The sequence below is a fragment of the Aquiflexum balticum DSM 16537 genome, assembly GCF_900176595.1.
In the GTDB taxonomy this organism is placed as follows: Bacteria; Bacteroidota; Bacteroidia; order Cytophagales; family Cyclobacteriaceae; genus Aquiflexum; species Aquiflexum balticum.
Window position 1 is genome coordinate 1,889,120 of record NZ_LT838813.1, and the last position, 17,158, is coordinate 1,906,277.

At 39.0% G+C, this 17,158-nt stretch carries 17 protein-coding genes and 1 tRNA gene; 9 read left to right on the plus strand and 9 right to left on the minus strand.

The features are described from left to right. Positions 1 to 104 precede the first annotated feature (104 nt). The 7 genes from B9A52_RS08035 (at position 105) to B9A52_RS08065 (ending at position 6,461) form a co-directional block, all read left to right on the plus strand. Positions 105 to 1,697 (plus strand): amidohydrolase family protein, encoded by a 1,593-nt coding sequence (locus B9A52_RS08035; RefSeq protein ID WP_084119815.1) that lies wholly within the window; start codon positions 105 to 107, stop codon positions 1,695 to 1,697. 220 nt (positions 1,698 to 1,917) lie between these two features. Then, positions 1,918 to 2,718: an alpha/beta fold hydrolase gene (locus B9A52_RS08040; RefSeq protein ID WP_084119816.1), complete on the plus strand. Its 801-nt coding sequence runs from the start codon at positions 1,918 to 1,920 to the stop codon at positions 2,716 to 2,718. Positions 2,719 to 2,823: 105 nt separating this feature from the next. After that, entirely contained in the window at positions 2,824 to 3,273 is a 450-nt protein-coding gene (locus tag B9A52_RS08045; protein WP_084119817.1) for a MarR family winged helix-turn-helix transcriptional regulator, read from the plus strand. 71 nt (positions 3,274 to 3,344) lie between these two features. Beyond that, on the plus strand, positions 3,345 to 3,872 hold the full coding sequence (locus B9A52_RS08050) for a YceI family protein (protein ID WP_084119818.1): 528 nt from the start codon (positions 3,345 to 3,347) through the stop codon (positions 3,870 to 3,872). Positions 3,873 to 4,087: 215 nt separating this feature from the next. Further along, positions 4,088 to 5,038, plus strand: a complete 951-nt coding sequence (locus B9A52_RS08055) for a ring-cleaving dioxygenase (protein ID WP_084119819.1) — start codon at positions 4,088 to 4,090, stop codon at positions 5,036 to 5,038. A gap of 1 nt (position 5,039) precedes the next feature. Then, the gene (locus B9A52_RS08060) at positions 5,040 to 5,642 is read left to right on the plus strand and encodes an alpha/beta hydrolase (protein ID WP_084119820.1); all 603 of its coding nucleotides are present in this window, start codon (positions 5,040 to 5,042) and stop codon (positions 5,640 to 5,642) included. 138 nt (positions 5,643 to 5,780) lie between these two features. After that, positions 5,781 to 6,461 carry a DUF2461 domain-containing protein gene (locus tag B9A52_RS08065; RefSeq protein ID WP_084119821.1) on the plus strand — a complete coding sequence of 227 codons (681 nt, stop codon included), beginning with the start codon at positions 5,781 to 5,783 and terminating at the stop codon, positions 6,459 to 6,461. A gap of 7 nt (positions 6,462 to 6,468) precedes the next feature. On the opposite strand, the gene B9A52_RS08070 is transcribed toward B9A52_RS08065, so the two are convergent. The 8 genes from B9A52_RS08070 to B9A52_RS08105 form a co-directional block, all read right to left on the minus strand. Further along, positions 6,469 to 6,738 (minus strand): hypothetical protein, encoded by a 270-nt coding sequence (locus tag B9A52_RS08070; protein ID WP_084119822.1) that lies wholly within the window; start codon positions 6,736 to 6,738, stop codon positions 6,469 to 6,471. Then, on the minus strand, positions 6,725 to 7,180 hold the full coding sequence (locus B9A52_RS08075; RefSeq protein WP_084119823.1) for a hypothetical protein: 456 nt from the start codon (positions 7,178 to 7,180) through the stop codon (positions 6,725 to 6,727). Before B9A52_RS08075 ends, B9A52_RS08070 begins: the two co-directional genes overlap by 14 nt. Then, positions 7,177 to 7,689 carry a RidA family protein gene (locus B9A52_RS08080; RefSeq protein WP_084119824.1) on the minus strand — a complete coding sequence of 171 codons (513 nt, stop codon included), beginning with the start codon at positions 7,687 to 7,689 and terminating at the stop codon, positions 7,177 to 7,179. Before B9A52_RS08080 ends, B9A52_RS08075 begins: the two co-directional genes overlap by 4 nt. Positions 7,690 to 7,769: 80 nt before the next feature. Then, positions 7,770 to 8,984, minus strand: a complete 1,215-nt coding sequence (locus B9A52_RS08085) for a glycoside hydrolase family 57 protein (RefSeq protein WP_084119825.1) — start codon at positions 8,982 to 8,984, stop codon at positions 7,770 to 7,772. Beyond that, on the minus strand, positions 8,981 to 10,267 hold the full coding sequence (locus tag B9A52_RS08090) for a glycosyltransferase family 4 protein (RefSeq protein WP_084119826.1): 1,287 nt from the start codon (positions 10,265 to 10,267) through the stop codon (positions 8,981 to 8,983). Before B9A52_RS08090 ends, B9A52_RS08085 begins: the two co-directional genes overlap by 4 nt. A 9-nt stretch (positions 10,268 to 10,276) precedes the next feature. Then, positions 10,277 to 12,193: an amylo-alpha-1,6-glucosidase gene (locus tag B9A52_RS08095; RefSeq protein WP_084119827.1), complete on the minus strand. Its 1,917-nt coding sequence runs from the start codon at positions 12,191 to 12,193 to the stop codon at positions 10,277 to 10,279. Between the two features lie 355 nt (positions 12,194 to 12,548). Further along, positions 12,549 to 12,624, minus strand: a tRNA-His gene (locus B9A52_RS08100). A 76-nt stretch (positions 12,625 to 12,700) separates the two neighbouring features. After that, positions 12,701 to 14,047: a dihydroorotase gene (locus B9A52_RS08105; protein WP_084119828.1), complete on the minus strand. Its 1,347-nt coding sequence runs from the start codon at positions 14,045 to 14,047 to the stop codon at positions 12,701 to 12,703. 134 nt (positions 14,048 to 14,181) lie between these two features. Here B9A52_RS08105 and B9A52_RS08110 point away from each other — a divergent pair, with 134 nt between their 5' ends. Continuing rightward, complete coding sequence (locus B9A52_RS08110) at positions 14,182 to 15,540, plus strand: DEAD/DEAH box helicase (protein WP_084119829.1); 1,359 nt, start codon at positions 14,182 to 14,184, stop codon at positions 15,538 to 15,540. 532 nt (positions 15,541 to 16,072) lie between these two features. Beyond that, positions 16,073 to 16,819 carry a hypothetical protein gene (locus B9A52_RS08115; RefSeq protein ID WP_084119830.1) on the plus strand — a complete coding sequence of 249 codons (747 nt, stop codon included), beginning with the start codon at positions 16,073 to 16,075 and terminating at the stop codon, positions 16,817 to 16,819. Here the strand turns inward: B9A52_RS08115 and B9A52_RS08120 are convergent. After that, positions 16,816 to 17,085, minus strand: a complete 270-nt coding sequence (locus B9A52_RS08120) for a hypothetical protein (protein WP_084119831.1) — start codon at positions 17,083 to 17,085, stop codon at positions 16,816 to 16,818. The two genes, B9A52_RS08115 and B9A52_RS08120, sit on opposite strands and share 4 nt — an antisense overlap. Positions 17,086 to 17,158 lie beyond the last annotated feature (73 nt).

Genomic DNA, 17,158 nt, shown 5'->3' on the forward strand with positions numbered 1-17,158 from the left:
ACGAAAAAAATATTAGCATATGACCGGTTGTCAAATCGAAATGACAATCGGTTTTTTTATTCTTAAGAAAAGACCTATTTTAAGCCTGTCAATCATTTATCAATATGAAAAAATCTATACTGCTTTTGTTTCTGGCTGTATTTTTACTTCCTGAAACTACTTTTGCCCAAGTCATGCCATCGCCCGACAGAAAGGAAGGGGATGGTCCCTATGACAAGCTGATCATTAGAGGAGTTACGCTGGTGGATGGGACAGGAGCACCTCCGATAGGTCCGGTGGATATTGTCGTCGAAAGAAATAAAATCGCGGAAGTAAGGATAGTGGGTTATCCTGGATTACCGATTAAAGAGGAAAGAAGGCCGAAAGCAGGTCCAAATGATAAGGTGATGGATCTGGAAGGCCATTATTTGCTTCCAGGTCTGATTGATATGCATGGCCACATTGGCGGTGCAGGTCAGGGTACTCCTGCAGAATATGTATTCAAACTTTGGATGGGGCATGGCATTACTACTGTGAGAGATCCTTCAGCTAGCAATGGCTTGAATTGGGTATTGGATCATAAAAAGAAATCTGCGGCCAACACGATCACCGCTCCAAGATTACTGGCTTATACAAGTTTTGGCCAAGGTGCTACCAAACCAATTACGAATGCTGTTGAGGCCAGAGCTTGGGTCAACGAAAATGCAAAGAATGGAGCTGATGGCATCAAGTTTTTTGGTGCAAAACCAGAGGTAATGCAAGCAGCAATGGAAGAAAACAAAAGAATAGGATTACGTTCTGCAATGCATCATGCCCAAATGGATGTTGCCAGATGGAATGTACTTCATTCAGCCAGAGCAGGTTTGACTACTATGGAACACTGGTACGGTTTACCTGAAGCTTTGTTGGTGGATAGGACTATTCAGGATTACCGTTTGGACTATAATTACCAGAACGAGCAACACAGATTTGCGGAGGCTGGTAAACTCTGGAAACAGGCCGCAGCACCTTATTCTGATCATTGGAACAAGGTGATGCAGGAATTACTGGATTTGGATTTCACTATAGATCCTACTTTTAATATTTACGAGGCCAACCGTGACCTGATGCGGGCAAGGAGGGCAGAATGGCATGAAGAATATACCCTCCCTTCTTTGTGGAGGTTCTATAAGCCATCGAGAGAATCCCATGGTTCCTATTGGTTTGATTGGACAACGGAAGAGGAAATTCAGTGGAAAGAAAATTATAGAATCTGGATGACCTTTGTCAATGAATATAAAAACCGGGGAGGGCGAGTTACAACGGGATCCGATTCAGGATTTATTTATCAATTGTATGGCTTTGCATATATCCGTGAAATGGAATTGTTGAGGGAGGCCGGGTTCCATCCTTTGGAAGTTATCCGGGCATCCACCATGCATGCGGCAGAAGCTTTGGGAATGGATAAGGAAATCGGGACTGTGGAAGTGGGGAAATTGGCAGATTTTGTGATTCTGGAAGAAAATCCCCTTCAAAACCTTAAAGTCCTTTATGGTACTGGTGCCATCAGAATAGATGAAAATAATGAACCTGTTAGAGTTGGCGGTGTGAAATATACCGTGAAGGATGGGATTGTATATGATGCCAAACAACTCCTTGAAGATGCCCGTATCATAGTGCAGCAGCATAAAGCCCGTGAAAATGCCATGAAGTTGAAGCAGCCGGGATTGGATTGGTGATTTGGAGAGGCGAGAGATTAGAAGCGAGAAGCGAGAGATTAGATATAAGAATCAAAGCCTGTCCCGAGTATCGGGGAGCCAAGATACAAGAACCTAGAGAGAACAGAGGGCAGGCACTATTGATGTTTTGATAATCGAATGCAGTAACTATTGAATCAATTTCTTGGTACTATGTACATCGTACTTTGTACTAAATTTCTCAAACTTCGTACAATAAGACATGCCATATATCCAACTCAATAACATCAAGCTTTTTTACATCAAAGAAGGAGAAGGCAAAGAAATTATTGTCTTTTCGCATGGTCTTCTTTGGAGCCACAAAATGTTTTTTGAACAGGTGGAATTTTTGAAAAAAAAATATACCGTCATTGCCTATGACCATAGAGGGCAAGGTCAATCAGAAGTAAATAACAGTCCTATCGACTTGGATATATTGACTGAGGATGTATTTGAACTGATAGATAAATTAGTGGGTCAACCTGTTCATTTTGCAGGTTTATCGATGGGAGGGTTTGTGGGGATGCGTTTGGCTGCACGCTATCCCGAAAAAGTCAAAAGCCTGATCTTGTTGGAAACCTCAGCTAATGCTGAGCCTGTTGAAAACCTTCCAAAGTATAAATTTTTGAATGGGATAGTAAAACTATTTGGAGTTGTCCCAATGGTAGCTTCTAAGGTTATGCCCATCATGTTTGCGCAGAGTTGGCTGGAAAATCCCAAAAATAAGGACGCGTACAAAAAATGGATTAAAGAACTGCAGTCCAACAAAAAAACAATTACCAAATCAGTGGAGGCAGTGATTTTTAGAAAAGGAGTGGAGGAAGAAATCCGGAACATCAAATGCCCCACCATGGTAGTAGTAGGAGATGAAGATGTGGCTACAAAGCCTGAGAAATCAAAATTCATTCAAATGGCCATTCCCAATTCCACGCTCCATATGGTGCCGGGTGCAGGCCACAGCAGCTGTATCGAAAAGCCTGAAGAAATCAACCGGCTTATAGACGATTGGCTGGCCCAATTCTAATGGGGGAAAAAATAAACTGATGTTTTTTAAAAATTAAATTGGAATTGAGAAACCTTTTATTACTTTTGTATGTATATACATTAAATACTTAAACATTATATACCGATGAGGCTAGAAGAGGCGATAAAGCAGAAAGAGTTTACAGATCAGTATAACAAGGCAATTGTAAATCTTCTTTACACGCAAAGTTTTATTGTTACAAAGCAGAGTAGCCTTTTCAAACCATTGGCTCTATCTCCTGAACAATACAATGTTTTAAGAATTTTGAAAGGGCAAAAAGGAAGTCCTATTACAGTATCTTCTATTCAAGAGCGAATGCTTAACAAAATGTCCAATGCTTCGCGGTTAGTTGAAAAACTCAAACAAAAAGGAATGGTAGTGAGAGAGGAATGTCCGACAGATAGAAGACAGGTTGATATTCTGATCACGGAGAAAGGATTGAATGTACTGAGTCAGTTGCATAATCAAATGCATGAGTTGAACAGAAGTCTTATTCAATTGAACGAAGAGGAAGTAGATCAGTTAAACTTTCTTTTGGATAAACTGAGGGGATAAAAAAATTTAAACAAATAAGTGTATAGACACTTAATGTAAATACAAACTAAAACCAATAAACAATTAAAATTATGAGTACTACAACAGCAACAACTACTAAATGGGCAATTGACCCTACACATTCAGAAGTATCATTCAAAGTAAAGCACTTGGTGATTTCTACGGTAACTGGATATTTCAAATCTTTTGAAGGTACCGTAGATACAGAATCCGAGGATTTTGATGGAGCAAATATTTCCTTTTCGGCAGATATTGCCAGTATTTTCACCAATCAATCTGACAGGGACAATCATTTGAAATCAGCTGATTTCTTTGATGCTGAGAAATTTCCCAAAATGTCATTTTCCGGTATTTTGAAAGGAAGTGCTTTGGAAGGTGAATTGACGATTAAGGATATTACTAAGAAAGTTACTTTGGATGTTGACTTTGGCGGAATAGTTGAAGATCCTTACGGACAAACCAAAGCCGGATTTGAAATTGAAGGTAAAATCAGTAGAAAAGAATTTGGTTTGATGTGGAATGCCGTAACCGAGGCAGGAAGTGTCGTCGTGAGTGACCAAGTAAGAATAATCGTTAACGCTCAGGTTGTAAAGCAATAGTTGAATTTGGACCTTTGGGTACGCCTCGGCGCACCCGAAGGTCTTTTTACCAAAATTTGAATTTGACTCAAATTATCCGAAAGTATATTTCATACAATTATTCTTGAAAACCTTCGAGGTTTCTAAGACCTCGAAGGTTTAAAAAACCAACTTGCCACTATTTATGGATTACAAATTATCCAGTAACTTATTATCCAATTCAAAATATTAAAGCCATGAAAACCCTGATCACCGGAATACATCATATCACAGCTATTGCAGGAAATCCCCAAAAGAATGTTGATTTCTACACGGGTATTTTGGGATTGAGGATGGTTAAAAAAACCATCAACTTCGATGCCCCGGATGTATACCATTTTTATTTTGGTGATGAGCTAGGAACTCCTGGAACAGTTTTTACCACTTTTCCTTTTGATGGAGCAAGGAAAGGCACTAAGGGAACAGGTGAATTGACTTACACGGCTTTCTCCATTCCCCAAGCGTCCTTGTCTTTTTGGATTGACAGGTTAGCTAAGTATAATATTCCAACATCTACTCCCTTGAGCCGTTTTGGTGAAAAATTGATCCGATTTGAGGATCATGACGGTATGGGAATTGAATTGATCGCCAATGACAGGGATTCCAGAAAAGGTTGGACTTATGGCAATATCCCTTTGGAACATTCCATCAGGGGATTTTATGGAGCGACCCTGAATCTCAAAGCTAAAGAGTTGACAGAAAAGTTGCTCACCCAGTTTATGGATTACAAATTCATGGCTGAAGAAAATGGCCGTTTTCGATATGGAACCAAAGGTGAACCCGGGGATATTGTGGATATTGTTTTGGACAATAATGGACGTCAGGGAATCCAAAGTGCAGGTACGGTTCATCACATTGCTTTCAGGACGGCCAACACTTCTTCCCAATTGGAAATCCAGAAAATTTTGATGGAAAATGGATATCATGTGACTGAGGTAAAAGACAGGAATTATTTTAAATCCATTTATTTCAGAGAACCAGGCGGAGTCCTTTTTGAGATTGCTACAGATGAACCTGGATTTGCAATAGATGAGGATGAAGCACATTTGGGTGAATTGTTGAAATTACCCGAATGGGCAGAACCCCAGCGAGATAAAATAACTTCAAGATTGGCAAAAGTAAATTTGAATTTAGAAAGTTTTGCATAAGATGAAAACAGCAGGTATAGCATTGGATAAAGCCAAAAAGGTAGCCATTATGATTCATGGTCGTGGGGCCTCAGCGGATAGCATCCTTACGTTGAGGGATCATCTTCATATTGGTGAATTTGCACTATTAGCACCACAAGCTCAAGGAAATACATGGTATCCCTATAGCTTTATGGCACCTGATGCCAGCAATGAACCGGCATTATCTAATGCCATCAAAATGCTGGATGGAATTGTTGAAGATTTAAAGTCAAAAGGTTTCAAATCTGAACAAATCTTTTTTATTGGTTTTTCTCAAGGGGCATGTCTTTCGTTGGAATATGCAACTCAAAATGCCCAAAAGTATGGCGGTGTGATTGCCTTTACAGGGGGATTAATAGGGGAGAAACTGAATAAGGGCAAATACAAAGGGGATTTTGAAGGAACAAAAGTTTTTATTGGGTCCAGTCATAAAGACATGCATGTGCCTTTAAGCAGGATCGAGGAATCAGCCGAATTGATAAAGCAAATGGGCGGGGAATTAAAAACTCTGGTCTTTAAAGATCAAAATCATACCATCCGGCAAGAAGAGGTGGATTGGGTAAATGAGAATATCTTGAAATAAATATAGATTGCTAAACCAACTAGGAACCTGATCGAATTATCGGTCAGGTTTTTTTTATACCAATCAGGTAATTGAATGGAAAAGAACTAATTTAGAATTGTTAAAACCATCTCCATATAAATAAGGTTTTGTTTTACCATGGACAATCAATATCTCAAATTCCTCGAAACACTTTCCCAAAACAACAACAAAACCTGGATGGATGCCAATAGGGACTGGTATTTGAAAATCAGGGAGAGTTTGTTGGCAGATGTGGAAATCATTTTACAAGGTATTTCCCAATGGGAACCTGAACTTTCAAGTTTTAAGGCTAAAGACTGCGTTTTTAGACAAAATAGGGATGTTAGATTTTCGACTAACAAAGATCCATACAAAACCAACTTGGCAGCCTATTTTTCGGTGGGGGGGAAGAAATCATCAGGTCCTGGATATTACCTTCATATTCAGCCGGGCCAAAGTTTTATAGCGGGTGGTATATGGATGCCTCCTGCGGATGTTTTGAAGAAAATAAGGCAAGAGATTGATTATTCCGGCAAAGAATTACAAGCTATCCTTAATGGGTCTGAGTTTAAAAAGACTTTCGGCGGTATGGAGGGAGAGACCCTCAAGACCAGTCCCAAAGGTTATGAATCAGACCATCCGTATATTGATCTTTTGAGATTTAAGTCTTTCATTGTATCTACTCCATTGGAGGACAGCAAAATTTCCGATGGTTCGTTCAGGAACCATACCGTTGAAATTTTCAGGCAAATGAAACCCTTCCATGACTTTTTGAAAAAAGCCGCGGAAGATGTAGAAGATGGTGAGGGACTTTTATAACCCGGGATTAAAAATCATCCCAAGGTATATTTTCAAAGATTCCGGTTACGGCACCAAAGCCCACCAGCATTAAAACCATAATGGCAATACCAATTCCTGCAGCATACCAAATGAGTTTGGCTTTTGCCCAATTTGCCTTATTGGGGTTTCCCTGCTTGTCAAAGGCCCATACTACAAGCATAATGAAGCCTATTAAAGGTATGTTTGTAATCAAAATGGTCAAAAACCACTCACCTGTATTGATCGGAGGATGTTTGAATTGTTCATTGAAATCCATAGTTTTCTGGGGTTGGGTTGTTCAATAAATCCTTCACTTCAAAACTATATTCACTCACTGCAAAATTTTCTGAATTGAAGGGGTCGGTTTGTATAAATGAGATTTTGATGGTTTTGTAATCATCGATTTTTGAATAGCCCAAGGCGTAAAGTTCAGCACATTTTCTTGCTGTGTTTTCCTCGCTATACCTAAGAGAAGGACTTTTTCCATTATGGAATTTCAATTCGATGGTGCTTTCATTTTCCCCGTTTTCGATGATGTTCGAAACCATTACTTCTGCACCTTCAAATTCTCCAAGGGCGAGAATTTCAGGAGATGGGAAATATCCTTCTCCAGCCATTTTGTTGAACCCCCATAGCATGGCTTTCATGACTTTTTCTCCATCACAAGAAGTCAAAGAAAAAGAAAGGAAAAGGATGGTTATTAATGCCAAGTTTTTCATTTTGCAGCTACAGCTTCTATCTCAATCAATAAATCAGGGTTGGCCAATGCATATACTGCAATGGTAGATCTTGCAACCTTATTTGGATTTTCTTCATTATTGAAATATTCCCCATAAGCTTTGAACCAAGCATCCCAATCAATATTTCCCTCTTTGTCAGGTGCCAGATAAACTCTCAGAAAGAAAATGTCCTCCATCTTAAATCCTGCTTCAGCAATTGTTTCTTTAATCCTTTCCAAAGTACCTAGGCTTTGTTCATAGGTATCACCATACCGCTCTGGCGAACCAATCGGGGCGCTCTCGTCTTTTATTGGGGCCACAAGTCCTGAAGTGTAAAAATATTCTTTTCCTTTTGGAATATAAACTCCTTTGAGAATACTGGCTTCAGGGCGATCATATCTGACTATAAATTCTTCTTTGGTATTTTCCTGCTCTTTTTTTTCGGTACTGACTACACAGCCGGAAACAATCAAAAATAATCCCAATATCAAGTTGATCTTATTTTTCATTTTTTGTTTTTTTAAAGTGAACAAAAAAGGCTTGTCAAAGCAAGCCCTTTATTTAATTATATACACAAGCCTTTCCTTGATCAATCAGATATTACAGTCGTTTCTTCTTCTTTTCTTTTTACCCTAAGGATAAAATCACTCAACACATTCATATAATTGATAAAAGCATCATAAGGGGTATCATAATGGCTAAAATATGAATGTACTGCACCATCCGAAAAGAATTTGGTACACATATAGTAGAAATGATCTGATGTCTGTAAGTAGTTCCAATCCCTTTGAATATCAGGATCTTCAATCTTAGCAACTCTTGATTCCATTTCATAAAGCTTGGTAAAAGCTTCGTTTTGTAAATCATTACCAAGCCAGGCAGTAAGATCTCTTTCTTCATCTGCCCAAGAAATCGGAATAGGGACATTTATTTTGGCAACCGGAGTGCCCTCCCTCACTACACCAGTTGGGGTAGAAAAACCAAAATCGGTGTATTTGAAAACGGCATTTGGCAATGCTTTCATGAATTCGAAAATCCCTGTTTCTGCCCATTGATGTTCTCCAAATGTTTCATAATCCATAAAAAGATTCAAAACTTGTTGTTCTTTTGGAAAAGCATTTATCCAGGTTACGAATTTTTCAGTGGTCAGTGGATAATCCGACCAAGTTCTATTGCTAAATCGGAATGCGATGTCATCACTCAGCTGAAAGTTTCTCAGCAATATTTTCAGTTTGGGATCGATCGAGTTTTCGTAGACAAAATTCGGACTCTTCCAGCCCAGAATATGTTTGGCGCCTTCAGTCAACATTCCTTCAAAACCCATTTCAGCAATCATTGCGCCTATTTTATCTGAATAGATCAGTTCAGTATTTCTGAAGACTTTGGGTTCGTATCCGTTGAAGTGTTTTTTGATTTTATCTCTATGGAGATTTACCATTCTTTGAAACTCAGTCTTACTGATCAAAGAACTCAGAGAATGCGCATCTGTTTCATTCAAAAGTTCCACATGACCTGTATCCACCAACCTTTTGAAGCTTTCCAATACATCCGGTGCGTAAGATTCAAACTGATCAAGACAAACACCGGAAATTGAAAAAGCAACTTTGAATTTACCATTATAATGATGGATGAGATCCAACAAGAGCGCATTCATCGGCAAGTAGCATTTTTGGGCAACTTTTCTAATGATACTTTTATTGCTATAATCATCCCAATAATAATGGTCAGCACCAATATCAAAAAATCTGTATGGCTTTATTCTTAATGGTTGATGCACCTGAAAGTAAAAACAAATAGTTCTCATGGCTGTTCTTTGTGTAGTTTATCGTAAACGGTTACTAGTTTGGCAGCAACATGCTCCCACTTCAATTTTTTGAGTTCTTCGCTTCCCAATTCTCTGAACATCTTGGAGATACTGTCATAATGCAACAGACCAAAAATGGCATCCGCCATAGCATCTACATCCCAAAAATCAATTTTGATAGCGTTTCTCAAAACTTCAGATACTCCGGATTGCTTTGAAATAATTACCGGCGTATTATGTCTGACTGCTTCCAGCGGGGCAATACCAAAAGGTTCTGAAACAGAAGGCATTACATATACATCACTGATGGCATACATGTCGTCCACATCTTTGCCCTTCAAAAATCCTGTAAAATGGAATTTTGTACCCATGCCAAGTTCGGCCACCCTTTCAATCATTCTATTCAGCAAATCTCCGTTTCCTGCCATCACAAAGCGCACATTAGGATCTCTGTCAATGACTTTTTTGGCGGCTTCTACAAAATATTCAGGACCTTTTTGAAAAGTAATCCTTCCAAGAAAAGTCACAATTTTTTCAGGAACATTTTTCATTGTGGAAGACTTGATAATGCTTGCATCCAAGACCGCATTATGCAGGACACTCACTTTATCAGGATGAATTCCATATTTTTCAATGACTACTTTCCGGGTAAGGTGACTGACGGCAACCACATGGTCTGCAGCCTGCATCCCTGCACGTTCAATATCATATACCGGTTTGTTGACGGATTCCCCGGAACGGTCAAATTCTGTGGCATGTATATGGGCCACAAGAGGCTTACCGCTGATTTCTTTTGCTGCAATTCCTGCCGGATAAGCCAGCCAATCATGTGCATGAATGATATCGTGCTCTTTAGATTTGGCGATTTGGGCAGCAACCAAGGCATATCTTGATACTTCCATCATCAAGTCTTTACCGTATTTTCCGCTGAATTCAAATTTATTGGAAAAGACACTCTCATCGACGTCTAACCGGTCATGTACGGTATAATCAGTATATTTTTTGAATTCTTCAGGGCCTAAATATGGAACCAAAAAACTGCTGACTTCAAGGTAAGTCATGTTCTTCCATATTTTTTTGAATTTCTTTTCCCTGTAATCTATGGTTACATCACTCGCATTTACAAAATCCGCAAGAGGTTCTTCATCCCCCCACAATTTTGGAACAACGAAGATGATGTCTTGATTGTGATGGACCAGTCCTTTGACCAATCCATAACAGGCAGTACCCAATCCTCCTGAAATATGTGGCGGGAATTCCCACCCGAACATTAGAACTTTCATAAAAATAAATTAAATCTTTTCCAATAAATACATCATTCTCAATAATTCCCCTACGCTCCAAGCTTGAGAAACGGATCCTTTGGGCCTATGTGGAGGGTCTCCATCATAAATCTCAGCAACCGTACCTATACCATATTGTGTCATCACACCATCAAAACCCTGAATTATTTTTTCTACAAAGTGCTTTCCGGATTTGCCGTGAAGCCTTAGATATCCTTCCACAAAATGCCCGAGGAGCCAAGCCCAAACGGTACCATTATGGTATGCAATATCTCTTGTATATTGGTTACCGTGATAATACCCTTTATATCCGGGATCATCAGGAGAGAGGGATCTTAATCCCCTTGTAGTCAATAATTTTGATCTTACAATTTCCAATATACTGTCCATCTGACTCTCTTCCAATGGAGAATATTTAAGAGAGGTAGCAAAGATCATATTTGGCCTGATAGACCAGTCCTTAAAAGTCCCTGAAACATAATCTGCCAAATATCCTCTTTTTTCATCCCAAAATGTCTCGTTAAATGACTTTTTGACCAATTCTGAGAGCGTTTCCACTTCTTTGTCTCCAGAAAGTTCCACATAGAAACATAAAGCATTATACCATAATGCATTTATTTCAACCGGGCAGCCAATCCTTGGTGTAACCGGTCCGTCAGTATTGACTGCGTCCATCCAGGTTAAAGCAACCCCGTCCATCCCTCCGTACATCAAGCCGTTTTCCAACATGTGAATATTGAAATCAGTGCCATGTCTAAACCCATCAATGATACCTTTCATTTTGTCCAGGTATTTCTTTTTAATGGTTTTGGTATCTCCTGTGAATTCTATGAACTGTTGTAAAGACCAAAAAAACCATAAAGGCGCATCCATGGAGGTGGAATTTCTCATGACACCGCTTCCAACATTCGGGAATAGTGGGCCACTCAGGTCCTCGACCATGGTATCAATGATTTCCAAAAATGTTTCTTTATTGCCTTGGGTCAACGTGAGTCCCGGAGAAGCTATAAATGTATCCCTGCCCCACCATCCAAACCATGGATAGCCGGCAATTACGTGGGTTTTGCCATCCCTTTTTTGGATGAATTGTCCAGCTGAATTTTTGAGACAGTTTACAAAATTATTTCTTGGGATTCTTCTGGCAAGTTCTTTTTCAAAGGCTTTTTGTCTTGTACTTGGGTCTGCTTCTATTAATCCTGCAGAGAAAATGACCGATTCACCTTTTGCAATATCAAATTCAAAATATCCTGGAACAAACAAATCTTCTTGGTATTCATAACCCCTTTCCCTTTCCATGATATATTCAATATTGTAATACCAGTCGGGTTTGGAAACGTATTCATTCTTTTTAGAAAGCTGCAGGTATAGGGGTGTGTATTCCGGGTATAATTGGAATTTTACTCCATTGGGAACCTTTTTGAATTCTTTATTTATTCTCTCGTTTTCTTTTGAAAGGTTATGATATCCTCTAAAACCCAAAAAAGGGCTTATCCTGATTTTGGTAGGAGAATGGGCTTCCAATAGGGTATAGCGAATCATTACCCTGTCCCTATTGGTGTCAAGAATCAGTTCTTTCTGAAGCAAAACACCCCCAACTCTATAAGTAAGCTTAGGAATAGGTTCCGAATCAAAATCTTCCAAATATTTATGGCCTCTTGGAGAATAATTACCCGGGAATTTGCTGATTCCTAAATTGAAACTTGCGCCTCTTTGAATTACAGTCTCATGGACAGTGGATAACATCACATGCAGCTGTTCATCAATTTGAGGTTGTGGGGCCACCAAAAGTCCGTGATATTTTCTTGTATTACATCCAATAATGGTCGTGCTTGTGTAACATCCACCTCGATTGGTTCTGATTATTTCCCTGTCAAGGGAGTAATTAAGGTTTACTAATTGGGTTTTGTCAAAATGAATATAACTCATTTGGTTAAAAGTTTTGAGATTTTCATAAAAATACTTTTTTGATACCGAAAGAAAAACTTTATGCCATAAAAAAAAAGGTTATTATAACATAACCTTAAATTTGTCTCAAAATTAGTAGCGTATGCTTTCTTTTTGCAGTTCCTCAAAGTTTTTAAGTGACTCCTCAAATTTGGTCATATATAGCTGAACAAACCTTAAATTAACTGGATTTACTTTTGGAAATTTTTGCGAAGCTTTGAATAATGTAAACATTGCCTTTCAATTTTATTTTTAAACCATTCACACAATAATTATGCCATTTAAGTTCATTATTGACTGTTAAAAAAGAAAACCCTTCTTTTAGAGAAGGGTTTTAGGGTGGAAGACCGGGTTCGAACCGGCGACCTCTGGTGCCACAAACCAGCGCTCTAACCAGCTGAGCTACAACCACCGTATGATTTCAACAATCCGAACGATTTCAGAATGGACTGCAAAGGTAATGTTTCGCTTTTTTGAAAGCAATACTCCTTAAAGTAATTTTCTTGAAAATTTCAACCGCTGTCCTTTTTGCTCCTCATGGAATGTTCCGTTTTCGTACGCTAAATGTCCTGAAACGATTGTATGGGTTACTTTTGACTTAAAGGTGTGCCCTTCAAAAGGTGACCAACCACATTTGGAAAGTATGTTTTCTTTCTCAACTTTCCATGGATTATCCAAATCCACAATCACCAAATCAGCGTGATAGCCAGGTCTGATGTAGCCTCTTTTGTCAATTTCAAATAGAATGGCGGGATTATGGCACATTTTTTCTGTAATTTGGTCAAGCCTTATTTTGCCTTGATGGTAAAGATCCAGCATGGCCACCAAACTGTGTTGCACCAAAGGGCCACCGGAGGGAGCTGCGGAATAAGGTCGGCTTTTTTCTTCAATGGTATGCGGGGCATGGTCTGTAGCTATCACATCAATATTTCCATCCAAAACTCCTTTTAATATACTGTCGCGGTCATGGGCAGTTTTTACAGCTGGGTTCCACTTTATAAAATTTCCTTTTTCAGCATAATCTTCCTCAGAAAACCACAGGTGATGGATACATGCCTCAGCAGTTATCCTTTTTTCTTCAAGTGGAAGTCTGTTGTCGAATAAGCCAACTTCTTTAGCTGTGCTGATATGCAACACATGTAGTCTGCTGCCATATTTCCTTGCCATATCAACCACTTTTTTGGAAGCGTCATAACAGGCCTCTGCTGATCTGATTTTTGGATGGTATTTTACAGGAATATCTTCTCCAAACTCCGATTTATACTTTTCCAAGTTGGCCTTGATAATATTATCGTTTTCACTGTGGGTGGCGATAATCAACTTACATTCCGAAAAAATTCTATCCAAACTCTTAGGATTATCTACAAGCATATTACCGGTGGAAGAACCTTGAAATACCTTGATGCCACAAACATTCTCGGGGTCGACTTTTAGGATCTCCTCAATATTATCATTGGTAGCCCCAAAGAAAAAAGAATAATTGACCAGAGATTTTTCAGATGCTATTTTGAATTTATCTTCCAATAATTCCAAGGTAACCGCCTGGGGAACAGTATTTGGCATTTCCATGTAAGAAGTAATTCCCCCTGCAACTGCGGCCTTGCTTTCGGTGTAAATGTCTGCCTTATGAGTCAATCCCGGCTCTCTAAAGTGCACCTGATCATCGATTAATCCCGGGAAAATATACTTGCCATTGGCATCAATTTTGAGATCTGCATCGAAATTGGACAAATCAGGTCCAACATTATAGAATACCCCATCCTGGATTAAAATATCCAAACGGGTTATCTTACCTTCATTTACTATATTTGCACCGGTGATTAAAATACTTTTCATTTAGTTGTTTATTTGAGAAGAGAATTGACATTTTATTCAAATGCTACTTAAATGGAAGTTTACAGGATTTAACCTTTGATTTCTATAATAGGTTTATTTCATCCACTATACTTCTTACTCAAAAATACTAAAACATGTCTGATACCCTTCAACCTTTCGAGAATTTTAAACTCAATAAGCAACTTTTGGAAGCGGTCAGAGATGCAGGATATACCAAACCCACGCCAATTCAGGAACAAGCCATTCCACTTGCTTTGGCAGGGCATGATATTTTGGGAATAGCACAAACAGGTACAGGAAAGACAGCAGCGTATGTTTTGCCCTTGCTGATGAAAGTAAAATATGCCCAAGGTCAGCACCCAAGGGCTTTGATTTTGGCACCGACCAGAGAATTGGTCATGCAGATAGCTGAAGCTGTAGTTGCTTTCGGTAAATATACTGATCTGAGGTTTGTCAGCCTTTATGGCGGAATAGGACCAAAAACACAAATTGAAAAAGTACAGGCAGGAGTAGATATTATCATTTCTACGCCCGGCAGGTTTCTGGACTTATATAAAAAAGGTGAGATTTTTACGCGCGAGATCAAAACCATGGTCATGGATGAGGCGGACAAAATGTTGGATATGGGTTTTTTGGGACAGATCAAGGGAATATTGGAAGTGATTCCTGTCAAAAGACAGAACTTGCTATTCTCTGCAACATTCAGCGGCAAAATCGAAAAGCTTTCCTATGATTTCCTGGAGTTTCCGGAGCGGGTGGAAATAGCCGTTCAGGCAACCACTGCAGAAACCATCCAACAAGTGAAATACTTGGTGCCCAATATCAAGACGAAGATCAATCTATTGGTCCATTTGTTGGAAAGTCAGAATTTCAATAGGGTAATTATCTTTACCAAATCCAGGAAAAACGCAGAGTCAGTTTTCAGTTATCTGGAGAGAAAGCATTTGGGTTCTATCCGGGTCATCCATGCCAACAAAGGTCAGAATACCCGGATCAACTCCATGGAAGATTTCAAAGCAGGGGAGGTCAGGATTTTAGTAGCCACTGATGTGGCAGCAAGAGGTTTGGATGTCAGTATGGTCAGTCACGTGGTCAACTTTGACGTGCCTTTGATCTATGAAGATTATGTGCACCGAATCGGTCGTACAGGAAGGGCCGAACAGGAAGGTGCGGCCATTACTTTTGTCAATCCAGCAGAGGAATACCATTTTGAAAAGATTGAGGAGATAATCAGGATGGAAGTGCCAACGGTGCAAATTCCCGAAGAGGTCACTGTAACCCCAACTCCTTTTGAAGAACAACAAGGCTATGCCAGGGAAATAGATGGGCAAAAGAAAAAAGAGAACCCTGACTTCAAAGGTGGATTCCATGAAAAGAGAACCCGGCCAAAACCCAACCCAAACAAAGTGGAAAAGAAACGCGGCAACAAAAATTCCAATGCCAAAAGGAATAGAAATCAGATGAAGACGAAGGGGAAGTGGAAGAAGGGTTGAGAGGGTGGATTTTAGGTTTTAGAAAATGGTTCTGCTTTTATGTAAGTAACCCTATATTCCTTTACAAACAGGTTGGAAGTCCGAAGTCGGAAGTCCGATGTACCGGACATTTCAGTTTCCTGATGAGAATTAAATTGAATTAAAATTTTACTGGCTTCATCGCACTAACACATATTTTAAAATTAAGATTTTAGATTTGAAACATTAGGTTATGATCTCATGAATTAAGTTTTTTGGTTTAAAGTAGGGCGAGATAAAGATGTGCAAGCTAGTATGTTAAATTTTCAGTCCTTATTAATTTTTAAGCATTCTTTTAGGATAAGAGGAGTTCTATCAGGTCGAGTTTATTTTTAATTACTTATCTGAGTAGAGGGATTTTGGGTCCTATCACACAAGTACTAAGAAGTGAAAATGCGGAGGTTTAAAAGCTATTAGACTACAAATTTACGGAGATAATACGGGGTAAATACGGAGTAGTATTGACTTTGAGTCCAATTTGCTCTAAATTTAATACCAATCAATCTTAAAGGAAATGGCAAGGCAAAGCGGACCTATTAAGTTTGAAGGGAGTATGGGGAATGTTACTTTCTACAAACACAAAAACGGGAATTACTATGCAAGACAGAAAAGTCAGATCAGCAAAAAGAGATTCAAGAATGCGCCTGAATTTGAAGGTTCGAGGTGTGCAGGCTATGAGTTTGGAAGGGCCTCCCATATCAGCAGGTTAATTAGGCATGGTCTGGTTTCCAATCTCAATGGCATTGAAAAGCTGGGACATTCCAAGTTGACCGGCATTATACGAAAGGTGATTCAATCCGATCCTATCAGTGGTAGAGGTAAAAGGAAATTTTATCTTGGAAATTATCGGATAATGGATGGGCTTGAATTGGGAAAGGATTCCGTTCTAAGCATTCTTGGTGGTAAACCACTTATAAGTCTTCTTGATTCTGGGAAAAAGGTGAATTTCGATTTCAGTCATTTGGGATTGATCCAAGTGCCAAAAATGGATTCCCCGATCACCCATTATTCCATCAGTATATTTGTAGTAAAGATTGGGGAGGATTCGGAGATTACCGGAGAGAAATTAGAGTATGCTTTTCCTTTGGCAAATGTCAATCAACCAATTTCAGGTATTGGTTCCCAAATGCTTGAATATATTGAAGTTAAAGACGAAAATCAGGTGATTTTGACGGCCATAGGAATAAGGTTTTATCAAGAGGTTAACGGAAGGTATTTTATTTTACAGGAAAATGGAGGAGTAGTCATTTCTGGTGTTTAGTTCTGGTTGCCACCGGGAAGAAGTTTGATGATCTTACCTTGCAAATCTTCTGATTCCTGTTTTAATTTTAACAGTTCCGATACTTGAGCTTCATCATCTTCCCATTCTTCCTCCAAAATTGAGAAAATCCTGGCATTATTGGCTGACCATTTTTGAAGAATAGGTAACAGGTCGGAAAAGTTACTACCATAATTTGAATGGCTGTTCCCATTGATAGTGATGCTGGAATTAAATATGTTTGAAATGAATAGTATATTGTTGCTCATAGCTTGTTTTTTTGAAGGGTTTGGGATTTTATTGAAATGTTGGTTCAGTATTGTTTTTTATATGATGGAAGCT